At 60.6% G+C, this 13923-nt stretch carries 14 protein-coding genes; 6 read left to right on the plus strand and 8 right to left on the minus strand.

All coding sequences use genetic code 11. From position 1 onward, the window contains the following. Positions 1 to 10: 10 nt before the first annotated feature. The 7 genes from flgK to ACQ4OB_RS21510 form a co-directional block, all read right to left on the minus strand. Positions 11 to 2080, minus strand: coding sequence for a flagellar hook-associated protein FlgK (flgK, locus tag ACQ4OB_RS21480; protein WP_430956401.1), 2070 nt, complete (start codon positions 2078 to 2080; stop codon positions 11 to 13). 23 nt (positions 2081 to 2103) lie between these two features. Beyond that, the gene (gene flgJ, locus ACQ4OB_RS21485; RefSeq protein WP_074874491.1) at positions 2104 to 3405 is read right to left on the minus strand and encodes a flagellar assembly peptidoglycan hydrolase FlgJ; all 1302 of its coding nucleotides are present in this window, start codon (positions 3403 to 3405) and stop codon (positions 2104 to 2106) included. 11 nt (positions 3406 to 3416) lie between these two features. Further along, entirely contained in the window at positions 3417 to 4505 is a 1089-nt protein-coding gene (locus ACQ4OB_RS21490; protein WP_102615925.1) for a flagellar basal body P-ring protein FlgI, read from the minus strand. A gap of 27 nt (positions 4506 to 4532) precedes the next feature. Next, on the minus strand, positions 4533 to 5228 hold the full coding sequence (flgH, locus tag ACQ4OB_RS21495) for a flagellar basal body L-ring protein FlgH (RefSeq protein ID WP_074874489.1): 696 nt from the start codon (positions 5226 to 5228) through the stop codon (positions 4533 to 4535). A 52-nt stretch (positions 5229 to 5280) separates the two neighbouring features. After that, complete coding sequence (flgG, locus tag ACQ4OB_RS21500) at positions 5281 to 6066, minus strand: flagellar basal-body rod protein FlgG (RefSeq protein WP_059407583.1); 786 nt, start codon at positions 6064 to 6066, stop codon at positions 5281 to 5283. A 45-nt stretch (positions 6067 to 6111) separates the two neighbouring features. Continuing rightward, positions 6112 to 6852 carry a flagellar basal body rod protein FlgF gene (locus ACQ4OB_RS21505; protein ID WP_074874487.1) on the minus strand — a complete coding sequence of 247 codons (741 nt, stop codon included), beginning with the start codon at positions 6850 to 6852 and terminating at the stop codon, positions 6112 to 6114. A gap of 315 nt (positions 6853 to 7167) precedes the next feature. Beyond that, positions 7168 to 8733, minus strand: a complete 1566-nt coding sequence (locus ACQ4OB_RS21510; protein ID WP_074874485.1) for a sigma-54-dependent transcriptional regulator — start codon at positions 8731 to 8733, stop codon at positions 7168 to 7170. Positions 8734 to 9014: 281 nt separating this feature from the next. Between ACQ4OB_RS21510 and phhA the strand changes: the two genes are divergently transcribed. From phhA to ACQ4OB_RS21540, 6 genes are all read left to right on the plus strand, one after another. Further along, the gene (gene phhA / locus ACQ4OB_RS21515; protein ID WP_076030152.1) at positions 9015 to 9800 is read left to right on the plus strand and encodes a phenylalanine 4-monooxygenase; all 786 of its coding nucleotides are present in this window, start codon (positions 9015 to 9017) and stop codon (positions 9798 to 9800) included. Between the two features lie 104 nt (positions 9801 to 9904). Further along, the gene (locus tag ACQ4OB_RS21520) at positions 9905 to 10261 is read left to right on the plus strand and encodes a 4a-hydroxytetrahydrobiopterin dehydratase (protein WP_060541364.1); all 357 of its coding nucleotides are present in this window, start codon (positions 9905 to 9907) and stop codon (positions 10259 to 10261) included. Further along, entirely contained in the window at positions 10261 to 11454 is a 1194-nt protein-coding gene (locus tag ACQ4OB_RS21525) for an amino acid aminotransferase (protein ID WP_430956402.1), read from the plus strand. Before ACQ4OB_RS21520 ends, ACQ4OB_RS21525 begins: the two co-directional genes overlap by 1 nt. Positions 11455 to 11736: 282 nt before the next feature. Continuing rightward, the gene (locus ACQ4OB_RS21530) at positions 11737 to 11868 is read left to right on the plus strand and encodes a hypothetical protein (RefSeq protein WP_008156098.1); all 132 of its coding nucleotides are present in this window, start codon (positions 11737 to 11739) and stop codon (positions 11866 to 11868) included. A 74-nt stretch (positions 11869 to 11942) separates the two neighbouring features. After that, the gene (locus tag ACQ4OB_RS21535) at positions 11943 to 12125 is read left to right on the plus strand and encodes a hypothetical protein (protein WP_074874481.1); all 183 of its coding nucleotides are present in this window, start codon (positions 11943 to 11945) and stop codon (positions 12123 to 12125) included. Positions 12126 to 12230: 105 nt separating this feature from the next. Then, positions 12231 to 13445: an MFS transporter gene (locus ACQ4OB_RS21540; RefSeq protein ID WP_074874479.1), complete on the plus strand. Its 1215-nt coding sequence runs from the start codon at positions 12231 to 12233 to the stop codon at positions 13443 to 13445. Here the strand turns inward: ACQ4OB_RS21540 and arfB are convergent. Further along, positions 13442 to 13855, minus strand: a complete 414-nt coding sequence (arfB, locus tag ACQ4OB_RS21545) for an alternative ribosome rescue aminoacyl-tRNA hydrolase ArfB (RefSeq protein ID WP_008010994.1) — start codon at positions 13853 to 13855, stop codon at positions 13442 to 13444. The two genes, ACQ4OB_RS21540 and arfB, sit on opposite strands and share 4 nt — an antisense overlap. Between the last annotated feature and the right edge of the window lie 68 nt (positions 13856 to 13923).

Genomic DNA, 13923 nt, shown 5'->3' on the forward strand with positions numbered 1-13923 from the left:
CTACGACTCCTTAAATGCTGTTGATCAGTGTGCTGAAGATTTCCTGCGCAGCCTTGATGATCTGCGAAGAGGCGGTGTAGTACTGCTGATACTTGACCAGGTTGCCGGTTTCCTCATCGAGGTCGACACCCGAAAGCGAGTCGCGCGCACCCTTGGCGTTCGCCAGGATGGCCGAGGTCGCAGCGCTGTCGAGCTTGCCCTGGGCGGCCTTGGAGCCAACGCCTTCGACCAGTTTGCCGTAAGCGTCGTTCAGGGAAATGCCTTTGCTGGCGGAGCCGGTGTCCACGGTCTGCGCAGTCTGCAAGCCGGCCAGTGCGGTGCCGTTACGGTTGTCCAGGCTGCCCGGTTGACTGAGCGAGACGTTGATCCCGGCGCCGTTGCTCGGGGAGCCGGCGATGGTCATGCTGAAGGCCGCGGTGTACTGAGTGGCAGGCGCAGGCGGGATCGGCGCACCCGTGGAATCCTTGAGCGGAATGCTCAGGTTCAGGGTGTTGCTCTCACCTGGTTTGATGGTGCCGCTGCTGATCACCCCACCCTTGGCATCCAGGAACTGGTAGGCCTGGCTGGTGCCGTCGGCGGACACCGCACCAAATACCACCTTGGTTGGCGTAGAGTTTTTCAGGCCGTTCTGCATCGCGGTCTTGGTGGCCGCGTCGTAGATATCGAATTGGGTGGTCAGGGTCGGTTGGCCGCTGGCCGGAATGGTCAGGGTGCCATTGCCGCTGCCGCTCGCCGCGATGGATGCTCCCAACGGTGCCGCGATGGCCAGACGTTTGGAGTCGGTCATCTCGGTCTTGATATTGGCCGCGGCGTTGCGGGTCGGGGTGATCTTGAAGGTATCCCCAGCAGCCGCGGTGCCACCGGTCAGCTTCAAGGAGAACCCCTCGATCACCGGCGCCGGTGTGGTCGTCGTGCTGTAGCTGCCGCCCACAGGCGTATTGTCTGGCAGGCGCTGCACGGTGTAGTCGGTGGCGCTGGTGAACGTCACCTTGTAATCGTTGATGGTCAGCTTGCCAGTGTCTTCGATGCTGACATCGAAGTTGCCCGAACCCACGCTGTTATTGCCGGAGGCGATGCTGCGCTGAGCCATTTGCGCGGCACTGTTGATGCTGTTGAACAGGTTTGAACCGAAGTCACCGTTCTTGTCGATGCCCTGGGCCTGGATGCTGTTCATCTGATCGGCGACGACCAGGGCGACGCGACCCAGTTCGTTCATGGCCGGGTCGAGCACGGTGCTGCGATAGCGCAGCAAACCGCCGATTTCGCCACCGGTCATGATCGACGTGATATCGATGGTGCTCGAACCACGATTGAGTTGCAGCGCCAAGCGGTTCGGGTCGTCTTTGCCCGGCACGACTTCGAGTTTGTTGACGGTGTTGCCCATGACCAGCGGCTGGCCGCTGCCCAGATAGATATCGACGTTACCTTCGCGTTCGACGATCTGCGCGCCGGTAAAGGTCGAAAGCTGGCGTACGGTCTCGTTACGGGCGTCGAGCAGTTCGTTCGGCATGCCGCCAGAGCTGGAAATCTCGGAAATCTTCTGGTTCAACTGGGCCACGGTGGCGGCCAGTTTGTTGACCTGATCGGCCATGTTCGTCAGGTTGCCGTTAATGTTCGCGTTCTGCACGTTCAACTGGCTGGACACTGAATTGAAACGATTGCTCAAGGCCTGGGCATCACTGAGCAGCAACTGGCGTGAAGCGTCGTCACCCGGCTTGGCGTTGACGTTCTGTACCGAGGCGAAGAACTTGGTCAGTGCGCCATTGAGGCCGGTGCCGCTGTCCGACAGCAGCTTGTCCAGCGGCGTGACCTGACCCAGGTACGCGGCCGAATCGCTGTTGAGCGAAGTGGTGGTCTGCAGTTGGGCGTCAAGGTAGCTGTTGTACACCCGACGTACATCGGCCAGGGTCGTGCCGGTGCCGATGTAGACATTGCCGAACTGCTGCGAGGCTTTGGTGCCCTGCACGGTCTGCTGACGCGAGTAACCCGCGGTATCGACGTTGGCGATGTTGTTACCCGTCGTCATCAACGACGATTGGCTGGCTGACAGCCCCGACATCCCGATGTTGAGCAAACTCATGGTTCAGACCTTATAGCTTATGCCTATAGAGGCGTGGTGGTAGCGCCCGCCGCAGCGTAGTTCTGGTAACTCGTCATCTGCTTGGCTATCTGCGAAATCTTGCTTGCGTAGTCCGGGTCGGTTGCGTAACCGGCCTTTTGCAACTCGCGCACAAACTGTTCTGGGTTATCGGCCGACTTCACAACATCTTGATAGCGATTGTTGGTTTGCAGCAGCGTCACAAGGTCATGGAAGCTGTCCTTGTAAGAGTCATAGGAACGGAACTGCGCCGTCTCCTTGACCATCTCGCCATTCCTGAATTCGCTGGTGATTGCCCGTGCCGATTCGCCCTTCCAACTGCTGCTGGCCTTGATGCCGAACAGGTTGTGACTGCTGCTGCCATCCTGAGCGCGCATGACCGATTTGCCCCATCCGGTTTCCAGGGCGGCCTGCGCCACCAGGTAACGCGGATCAACCCCAATGCGTTCGGCGGCCTCTTTGGCCATCGGCAGCATGGTATTGACGAATTCGTCGGCGGAACTGAACGCTTTCTTCGCCGGTGCCAGCGGTATTTGCGCCATGGCACGACCGTAAACCTGCAGGCGCCCGCTGGATGTCGCATCCGCTTGCGAAGCCAGCCAATCGCCGTTGTACAGCGGACCGGCACCGGTCTTGGTGCTCTGCGGCATCTGGATGTTGTTCTGTGCCGTCGTGGCGGTCGCGGCAGGAATCGATGCCGACGGCACCAGCCCTGCGAGCAAGCGGTCGGCCAGTTTTGGCGGCAGCGCCAGACGCCGTTGATTGATCAGCGCCATGTCATTGCGATGAGTGCCTTCGCCCGCACTACTTGCCGCGCTCACCGAGCGCGAAGCCCACAACGGACGCTCGCCATTGAGGCGCGACAGCGGCCCGTTGGTGGCAACCGTACCGGCGGCAATCGGGGTTTCCACGGCGGCTTTCGCGGCAGCTTGCTTGGCGGCTGACGCGGCAGCGGCCTCGCCCGGGGCCAGCGGTTTGTTCTTCGACATCTGACGCATCAGCACGTCAGCCAGACCAATACCGCCACCCTCACGGGACATGGAAACGGCCAACTGCTGGTCGTACATTTCCTGGTATTGCTTGGCGGCCGGCGTATTGAGCGGATTGTCCTGGCCCAGCGCGTCGGTGGCCGAGCGCATGGACTTGAGCATTTCACCGAGGAACAGCGACTCGAATTCCTGCGCAACCTTGCGCATGTTCGCGTCACTGTCCTTGTCGCCGACCTTGAGCTGGTTCAAGCGATTAAGGTCCGAATAGGAACCCGAATCGTTGCTGTTGACCCCCAAACCGCCCTTGCGCATATCCATGGTCGCCGTCCTCAGATCACGATCAGATCGGCTTGCAACGCGCCGGCCTGTTTCAGGGCTTCGAGGATGGCCATCAAGTCACCCGGCGCCGCGCCGACCTGGTTCACCGCACGCACGATTTCGTCGAGAGTGGTGCCCGGGCCGAACTTGAACATCGGCTTGGCTTCCTGCTGGGCGTTGACCCGCGAGCGCGGCACGACCGCCGTCTGCCCATTGGACAGAGGGCCGGGCTGGCTGACGATCGGGTCTTCGGTGATGGTCACGGTCAGGCTGCCGTGGGTCACGGCGGCCGGGGAAACTTTTACATTCTGGCCGATCACGATGGTGCCGGTCCGCGAGTTGATGATGACTTTCGCCACCGCCTGACCCGGGTCGACTTCAAGGTTCTCGATGATCGACAAATAGTCGACGCGCTGGCTCGGATCGAGCGGCGCACTGACGCGAATCGAGCCGCCGTCGATGGCCTGGGCAACGCCAGGGCCGAGCATGTTGTTGATCTTGTCGACGATGCGCTTGGCGGTGGTGAAGTCCGAACGATTGAGGTTCAGCGTCAGGCTGTTGCCCTGATTGAAACCGCTCGGCACCGAACGCTCGACCGACGCACCGCCCGGGATACGACCGGCCGACGGTACGTTGACAGTGATCTTCGAACCGTCACGACCTTCGGCGTCGAAACCGCCGACCACCAGGTTGCCCTGAGCGACCGCATAGACGTTGCCGTCGATCCCCTTGAGCGGCGTCAGCAGCAAGGTGCCGCCGCGCAGGCTCTTGGAGTTACCGATGGACGATACGGTGATGTCGACCTGCTGACCCGGCTTGGCGAACGCCGGCAAATCAGCACTGATCGACACCGCCGCGACGTTCTTCAACTGCACGTTGCCCGAACCCGGCGGCACCTTGATGCCGAACTGCGAGAGCATGTTGTTGAACGTCTGCAGGGTGAACGGGGTTTGCGTCGTCTGGTCGCCGGTGCCGTTAAGCCCGACCACCAGGCCGTAGCCGATCAATTGGTTGGAACGCACGCCGGAAATACTGGCGATATCCTTCAGCCGCTCGGCTTGAGCACCGAAAGCTGCGCTCATCAGGATCGCAGCCACCATCAGGTGTTTGAAATTCAACGTAGCCACCTAGAAAGGGAACAGCGGGCTGAGGAAGAAACGGTCGAACCAGCCTGGCTGACTCGCATCGGCAAAAGCACCGGTGCCCGAATAGGTGATGCGCGCATCGGCGACGCGGGTCGACGACACAGTGTTATCGGTGGCGATGTCATCGGATCGAACCATACCGGCAATCCGCACCAGCTCATCGCCAGTATTGAGGGTCAGCCACTTCTCGCCGCGCACGGCGATGATGCCGTTGGGCAACACATCAGCGACGGTCACGGTGATCGAACCGGTCAGGCTGTTGCTCTGCCCGGACTTGCTGTCGCCCTTGGTGGCGCGGTCACCTTCATAACCGACATCCAGGCTCAGGCTACCGCTGCCCACTGGATCACTGGTGCTCAGGCCGCCACCGAAGAACGAGCTCAGGCCGATGTCGGTCTTGCTGTTCTTGCCAATTTGCGAGTTGGCGTTCTTGCTGGCCTGGGTGCGTTCATTCAGGGTGATGGTGATGATGTCACCGACCCGGAACGCCTTGCGGTCGCTGTACAGGTTCTGTTCGAAACCGGCCTGGTAGATCGAGCCGTTATTGGCGGCAGCCGGCAGCGGTGTGCGCGGCAACACCGGGGCGTAGTAAGGGTCATTGGGCTTGGGCGGCGGGGCAACGCAGCCCGCGAGCACGACGGCCCCACTCAGTGCCAGAACAGATACGAAGCGATTCATGACCCTACCTCACGGTGTTGCAGGCGACCTCATGGCCGCCTCATAGACTTGATTACAGATTCTGCGTTACGAACGAGAGCATCTGGTCGGCGGTGGAGATCACCTTGGAGTTCATCTCGTAAGCGCGCTGAGTGGTGATCATGTTGACCATCTCTTCAACGGTGCTGACGTTCGAGGTCTCGAGGGTGTTCTGCAACGTGGTGCCGAAACCGGCCAGGCCCGGGGTACCGACTTGCGGCGCGCCGCTGGCCGCGGTTTCCAGGAACAGGTTGTTGCCCACCGCCTGCAGACCGGCCGGGTTGATGAAGTCGGCGGTTTGCAGGTTGCCGATCACCTGGGAGGCCGGGTTGCCGGTAACGGTGATGGACACGGTGCCGTCACGACCGACCGTGAAGGTCTGGGCATCGTTCGGGATGACAATGGCCGGTTCCAGGGCGAAGCCGCTGGCGTTCACGATCTGACCGTTGGAGTCGAGGTGGAATGTCCCGTCACGGGTGTAGGACGTGGTGCCGTCCGGCTGCAGAATCTGGAAGAAGCCGCGACCGTCGATGGCCATGTCCAACGGCTGCTCGGTCGTTTGCAGGCTGCCGGCGGTGAAGTTTTTCTGGGTGCCGACAATGCGCACACCGGTACCCAATTGCAGACCCGATGGCAATTCACTGTCCTGGGTCGACTGGGCGCCTGGCTGGCGTTTGATCTGGTAGAGCAAGTCCTGGAACTCGGCGCGGTCACGTTTGAAACCCGTGGTCGACACGTTGGCCAGATTGTTGGAAATGGTCGTCAGGTTAGTGTCCTGGGCGGACAGACCTGTTTTGGCAACCCATAGAGCCGGAAGCATTCGATTCTCCTCGTGCGCCTGTTTTACGGCGCGACGTTCTGATAATTAGCTGATCTGCAAGACCCGAGCCATGGCCTGGTCGTCTTCTTTGGCGGTGTTCATCATCTTGATGTGCAGCTCGAACTGCTTGGCCAGGGCCAGCACCGAGGTCATCTCTTCCACGGCGTTGACGTTGCTCGACTCAAGGAAGCCGGACACCAGTTTGACGTCGGCATCGGCCTGCGCCGGCTTGCCGTCCTTGGTGTGGATCGAACCGTCCAGGCCTTTGGTCATGTTCTTGAAATCCGGGTTGACCAGTTTGATGCGGTCGACTTCCGCCATCACGCGCGGACCTTCGCCCATCGCACGAATGCTGATGGTGCCGTCCTCGCCCACTTCGATTTGCTGCTCGGGTGGCACGGCAATCGGCCCGCCATTGCCCATCACCGGCATACCGTTGCCGGCCCGCAGCACGCCCAGGGCGTCGACGTTCAGGCTGCCGGTGCGCACGTAGCTTTCGCCGCCATCAGGGTTCTGCACGGCGATCCAGCCATTGCCTTGCACCGCGACATCGAGGTCGCGACCGGTTTGCACCAATGCGCCAGGGGAGAAATCGGTGGCCGGACGCTCGGACAGGGCAAACGCACGCGCCGGAAAGCTGTCGCCGAACACCGGCATCGAACGCGCCTGCTCCAGGTCTTTCTGGAAACCGTTGGTGGAGATGTTCGCCAGGTTGTTCGCATGAGCCTTCTGCGCCAGTGCATTCTGGCTGGCGCCGGTCATTGCCACATAAAGGTACTTGTCCACACTCTTTCCTCTGCATGCCGGACGTTTGCCGTCCACCGCTGTACTGCTGAGCCACAAGCAATTTGCAGACCAACTTTTTTCTGGCGGCGCAGGGCCCGGCAAACAAAGGACTTGATGGGTTCAGGAGGGATTGGAGGATTGTGTCGAAGACGAAAAACCGGCGGTGTTATGCCGCTTCGAGGCAAGTGCCGACCTTACTGACCGATTCGCTGATCGTTCCCACGCTCCGCGTGGGAATGCAGCCCGGGACGCTCCGCGTCCCAAAGCGGACGCAGAGCGTCCATTGAGGCATTCCCACGCGGAGCGTGGGAACGATCAGGCGCTGCCGGGTTCTTTGCCGACTTCGTACTCACGCAACTTATTGGCAATAGTGGTGTGCGAAACCCCCAACCGCTTGCCCAATTGGCGACTGCTCGGATGCTCGGAATACAAACGCTCAAGCACCGCCTTCTCGAAACGCCCGACAATCTCGTCCAACCCACCCTCAAGTGAGAAATCGCCAAGCGGCTGACGCACGCCGTAGTCAGGCAGGCGAATATGTTCGGCCTTGACGGTCCCGCCTTCGCACAAGGAAACCGCCTGGAACAATACGTTTTCCAATTGCCGGACGTTGCCCGGCCAATGGTAGTGACTGAGCCGCTCCATCGCCGCTGGCGCCAGTTTCGGCAGTGGGCAACCGATCTGTCGACTGGCCTGATCGAGGAAGTGTTCCACCAGCGGCGTCAGACCATCGAGGCATTCGCGCAGTGGCGGGATGTGCAGTGAAAGCACGTTCAAGCGGTGATACAAATCCTGGCGAAACTCACCCCGCGCGCACAACTCGGACAGGTCGACCTGCGTCGCGCAAATCACCCGCACATCCAGATAAACCTCTTCATCACTGCCCACACGACGGAAGCAACCGTCCTGCAGGAAGCGCAGCAATTTCACCTGCAAACGCGGGCTCATTTCCCCGACACCATCGAGAAACAGCGTACCGCCTGCCGTCAGCTCCAGCAGACCGAGCTTACCCTCGGCCCGCGCCCCCTCGAAAGCGCCGGGGCCGTAGCCGAACAGCTCCGTCTCAGCCATGGATTCCGGCAGGCCGGCGCAGTTGAGCGCCATCAACGGTGACTGCCCCCGCGGACTCGCCAGGTGGCAGGCACGCGCCAACAACTCTTTACCGGTACCGGTTTCGCCTTCTATCAATAGCGGCGCATCCAGCGGCGCCATGCGTCGGGCTTCGCGCACCACCGCGGCCATCACCTTCGAGCTCTGGAAAATGCTGTCGAAACCGCGCAACTCCTGCTTGCGCACGTTATAGATGCGCTCACCGACCCGGTCGGCGCGGTGCAACGTGAGTACCGCACCGGCCATTGCTTCGCTGTCGTCATGCTCCGATTGCAGTGGCGCGATGTCGGCGAGAAACACGTCGCCCTTCACTTTCACCCGCAAGCCGTTGATCCGCGACTTGTTGGCGCGCACCAGTTCCGGCAAGTCGAAATCCTCGGCGTAACGCGACAACGGAATCCCCGGCACCTCATCGACCCGCACGCCGAGCAACTGCGCCGCCGCGCGGTTGGCCGCGACGATCGAGCCGCCCATGTCGATCGATAGCACCGGAAATTCCAAGGCGCCGAGCAACGCATTGAGTTCCATGTGCCGACGTTCGCTGGGCATCAGCCCTACACGCTTGACGCCGAATACCCCGCCGATCGCCTCAAACTTCGGACGCAACGCCTGAAACTGAATGTTGATCAGGTTCGGGCAGTGCAGATAGATCGCGTTGCCATGCTCACCGCCGACTTCGCCGCGAGCGACGTTGATCCCGTACTCCACCAGCAAGTTGAGAATGTCGCGCAGGATGCCGATGCGGTTCTGGCAGTGGACTTTGATACGCATAAAAACGCCCGAAACAGGAGTGATCGAGGGCCTGAGCAGGGATTTTTCTGCGCAGACACCAACTTAGTCGTCAAGATTATGTGACACCTGCACGCCATTTCAAACCCGAAAATCTCAATCCCTGCGCCATAGCGGCTGATCCGTAACGAATACTTTACAAAAATCGACGAATTTTCCTACGAACGGCGCGACTCGCGTGCTGCAACACTGCATTTGTTGAGGTATTTCTAGGTCCATAGCTGTACACACAACAAGAACGAATCCCCTAGCAGGAGAGCAGCATGAAGCAGACGCAATACGTGGCTCGCGAGCCCGATGCGCAAGGTTTTATCGACTACCCCGCCGAAGAACACGCGGTGTGGAACACGCTGATCACTCGCCAACTGAAAGTGATCGAGGGTCGTGCGTGCCAGGAATACCTGGACGGTATCGAAAAACTCGGTCTGCCCCACGACCGCATTCCGCAACTCGGCGAGATCAACAAGGTCCTCGGTGAAACCACCGGGTGGCAGGTTGCCCGGGTGCCCGCACTGATCCCCTTCCAGACCTTTTTCGAATTGCTCGCCAACAAGCAGTTTCCGGTGGCGACGTTTATTCGTACCCGCGAAGAGCTGGATTACCTGCAAGAGCCGGACATTTTCCACGAGATCTTTGGCCACTGCCCGCTGCTGACCAACCCCTGGTTTGCCGAATTCACCCACACCTACGGCAAACTCGGCCTACAGGCTTCCAAGGAAGAACGCGTGTACCTGGCGCGCCTGTACTGGATGACCATCGAGTTCGGCCTGGTCGATACCGCTGAAGGCCTGCGCATCTACGGCGGCGGCATTCTCTCCTCGCCGAAAGAAACCGTTTACTGCCTGTCGGACGAACCTGAACATCAGGCCTTCGATCCGCTGGAATGCATGCGCACGCCGTATCGCATCGACATCCTGCAACCGCTGTACTTTGTCCTGCCGAACCTCAAGCGTCTGTTCGACCTCGCCCACGAAGACATCATGGGCATGGTCAAGCAAGGCATGCAGCTGGGCTTGCACACACCAAAATTTCCGCCAAAGGCTGCGTGATCCGCAGCTTTTAGAATCAAGTGAGCCTGTCAGGAACCGACGCTTTGGTTTAGCGTGGTGACACTGACGGCCGATTTCCAATAATTCGATTTCAGGAACCCATCATGTCCACATTGAACCAAGCCCATTGCGAAGCCTGCCGCGCCGATGCCCCTCAAGTCAGCGACGAAGAACTGCCGGTACTGATCAAGCAGATTCCCGACTGGAACATCGAAGTGCGCGACGGCGTGATGCAGTTGGAAAAAGTTTTCCTGTTCAAGAACTTCAAACACGCACTGGCGTTCACCAACGCCGTTGGTGAAATCTCCGAGGCGGAAGGTCACCACCCAGGCCTGCTGACCGAGTGGGGCAAAGTCACCGTGACCTGGTGGAGCCACTCCATCAAGGGCCTGCATCGCAACGATTTCATCATGGCCGCGCGCACTGACGAAGTGGCCAAGGACGCCGAGGGCCGCAAATAATGCATTTCGACGCCATCGGCCGAGTACCCGGCGACCCGATTCTCGGCCTGATGGAGGCCTATGCGCAGGACCCCAACCCGCGAAAATTCGACCTCGGCGTGGGTGTCTATAAAGATGCTCAAGGCCTGACACCGATTCCCCAGTCCGTGAAACTCGCCGAGCAACGTCTGGTGGATCGCCAGACCACCAAGACCTACATCGGTGGCCACGGTGAACCGGCGTTCGGCAAGGCCATCGTTGAATTGGTGCTGGGCGCCGATTCCCCGCTGATTGCCGAACAACGGACCGGGGCGACGCAAACACCGGGCGGCACCGGCGCGCTGCGCTTGAGTGCCGACTTCATCGCCCAGTGCCTGCCGGGCCGTGGCGTGTGGCTGAGCAACCCGACCTGGCCGATCCACGAAACCATCTTCGCGGCAGCCGGGGTCAAGGTCAGTCATTACCCGTACGTGGGCAGCGATAACCGCCTCGATGTCGAAGCGATGCTCGCCACCCTCAACGAGGCGCCGAAAGGCGATGTGGTGCTGCTGCACGCCTGCTGCCATAACCCGACCGGTTTCGATCTGTCCCATGACGACTGGCGCCGAGTGCTGGACGTGGTGCGCAGTCGCGATCTGGTGCCACTGATCGACTTCGCCTACCAAGGCTTCGGCGATGGCCTGGAACAGGACGCCTGGTCGACCCGGTTGTTCGCTGCCGCGTTGCCGGAAGTGCTGATCACAAGCTCCTGCTCGAAGAACTTCGGCCTGTACCGCGATCGCACCGGTGCGCTGATTGTCTGCGCGAAAACCGCTGACAAGCTGGTGGATATCCGCAGCCAACTGGCCAACATCGCCCGCAACCTGTGGTCGACACCACCGGATCATGGCGCGGCTGTGGTAGCGACCATCCTCGGTGATCCAGAGCTGAAAAGCCTCTGGGCCGACGAAGTGGAAGCCATGCGTTTGCGCATCGCCCAGCTGCGCAGCGGTTTGGTTGAAGCGCTGGAACCTCATGGTTTGCGCGAGCGCTTTGCGCACATCGGCGTGCAGCGCGGGATGTTTTCCTACACTGGTTTGTCGCCGGAGCAGGTCAAACAACTGCGCGATCATCACAGCGTTTACATGGTCGGTACCGGCCGGGCCAACGTCGCCGGAATCGATGCGACGCGCCTGGATCTGCTGGCCGAAGCCATCGCCGAAGTCTGCAAGTAATCCCTATCGCACCACTGATCGTTCCCACGCTCCGCGTGGGAATGCCTCGACGGACGCTCCGCGTTCGGCTTTAAAGCGACGCAGAGCGTCCCGGGCTGCATTCCCACGCAGAGCGTGGGAACGATCGTCTGCGCCACTGCCGCAGACCTGTCTAGACAATCCCATCCGTCGCAACAATTGGATATAAAAGTCTATTTGTCATTTCTTCTGCTGTATCCTCCCCAAGCTTTTTAAAAGCGCGGATCTACCAGATCTATCAACAGACTTTGCGAGGAGCGCGATATGCACGAGATCCCTAATCTCCCCTTCCCAAGCCTGCACGAAACTGAGCAGACGCCCACGCAACAAGCCGGCGCCCAACAGCCCGAGCCGAAAGAAGCCACTGAACGCCGCAAGGCCGACAGCGAAGACTGATTCACCTGCAATGCCAGACCGTGTGGAAAGCGCTAACATGCGCTTTCCACACCGCCTGAACCCTTGAGCCCTCCATGACCGACGACTTCAGCGAAACCCAAGCCAGCGTCCTGATCGGTACTACCGAGAAGATGATCGAGATCTGGAATCGCCTGTCCCCCGAGAAACGCGCCGCGCTGCTCGCCCGTTTCGGCAGCGAAGAAAACGCCCTGGCCGCGCTGGTCACCACGCACCTGGTCGCACCCGCCAAACCCTGATTCATCCCCGTCCGGCAAATAGTTTTACTTTTTCCACGACCCGTAGCCGCTTGCGCCGCTATCATAAGCAGCCTATCTATCCTGCTTCCCCGTGGATCTTTACCCATGTCTGAAACCCAGCGCCCCCTGGCGGTCACGCTGCAAGTCGTTTCCATCGTCCTGTTTACCTTCATCGGCTACCTGAATATCGGCATTCCCCTCGCCGTGTTGCCGGGCTACGTCCACAGTGATCTGGGCTTCGGCGCGGTCATCGCCGGCCTGGTAATCAGCGTGCAATACCTGGCCACCCTGCTCAGCCGTCCGTATGCCGGGAAAATCATCGACAACAAGGGCAGCAAACTCGCCGTGATGTACGGCCTCGCCGGCTGCGGTTTGAGCGGCGTGTTCATGCTGATTTCGGCCTGGACCCAAAGCCTGCCGACCTTGAGCCTGATCAGCCTGCTGATCGGCCGTCTGGTACTCGGCAGCGCGGAAAGCCTGGTGGGTTCTGGCTCGATTGGCTGGGGCATCGGCCGGGTCGGCGCGGCGAACACCGCCAAAGTCATTTCCTGGAACGGCATCGCCAGTTATGGCGCGCTGGCGGTCGGTGCACCGCTGGGCGTGCTGCTGGTCAGTCAATTGGGTTTGTGGAGCATGGGCGTGAGCATCGTGTTGCTGGCCGTCCTCGGCCTGGTGCTGGCCTGGCCGAAGACCGCAGCGCCGATTGTGGTCGGTGAGCGGCTGCCGTTCATGCACGTGCTGGGGCGCGTACTGCCACATGGTTGCGGTCTGGCGCTGGGCTCCATCGGTTTCGGCACTATCGCGACTTTCATCACGTTGTATTACGCCACGCAGCATTGGGACAACGCGGTGCTGTGCTTGAGTTTGTTCGGTGCCAGTTTCATCGGGGCGCGGCTGCTGTTCGGCAACCTGATCAACCGCCTCGGTGGCTTTCGCGTGGCGATTGCCTGCCTGTCGGTGGAAACGCTCGGCTTGCTGCTGCTGTGGCTGGCGCCGGACGCTCATTGGGCACTGGCCGGTGCGGCGCTGAGCGGGTTCGGTTTCTCGCTGGTATTCCCCGCGCTGGGGGTGGAAGCGGTCAACCTGGTACCGGCCTCAAGTCGTGGCGCGGCAGTCGGGGCTTATTCGTTGTTCATCGATTTGTCGCTGGGGATCACCGGGCCGGTGGCGGGTGCGATTGCGGCAGGCTTTGGCTTTGCCTCGATCTTCCTGTTCGCTGCACTCGCTGCGTTGAGCGGTCTGGCACTGAGTGTCTACTTGTACCGGCAGGCGCCGAAGCATCTCAATGAAAAGTACCGGGAAGAACGCCAAACCCGCTAAAAATCGACCTTGCCGCGTCCAGCCTTGATGCTGCCGCGCTTGGTCTTTGACTCCAACCGACGCTTCTTCGAACCGAGGGTCGGCTTGGTCGGGCGACGTTTTTTCTCGACCTTGGTGGCACTGAGGATCAACTCGGTCAGCCGTTCCAGCGCGTCCGCACGATTGGCTTCTTGCGTGCGATATTGCTGGGCCTTGATGATCAACACGCCTTCGCTGGTGATGCGACTGTCACGCAGCGCCAGCAACCGTTCCTTGTAGAACTCGGGCAAGGACGAGGCCGGAATGTCGAAGCGCAGGTGCACGGCACTGGAAACCTTGTTGACGTTCTGCCCACCGGCGCCCTGGGCGCGGATGGCGGTCAATTCGATCTCGGCATCCGGCAGATGTACGTTGTTGGAAATCACCAGCATGGAAAAGCGTCCGGGTTCAGGGCGCTCAGGATACCGCGAATAAACTGAAAGAATGCGGTCCCCGTAGG

This window comes from Pseudomonas sp. ES4, assembly GCF_050586665.1.
GTDB lineage: Bacteria > Pseudomonadota > Gammaproteobacteria > Pseudomonadales > Pseudomonadaceae > Aquipseudomonas > Aquipseudomonas frederiksbergensis.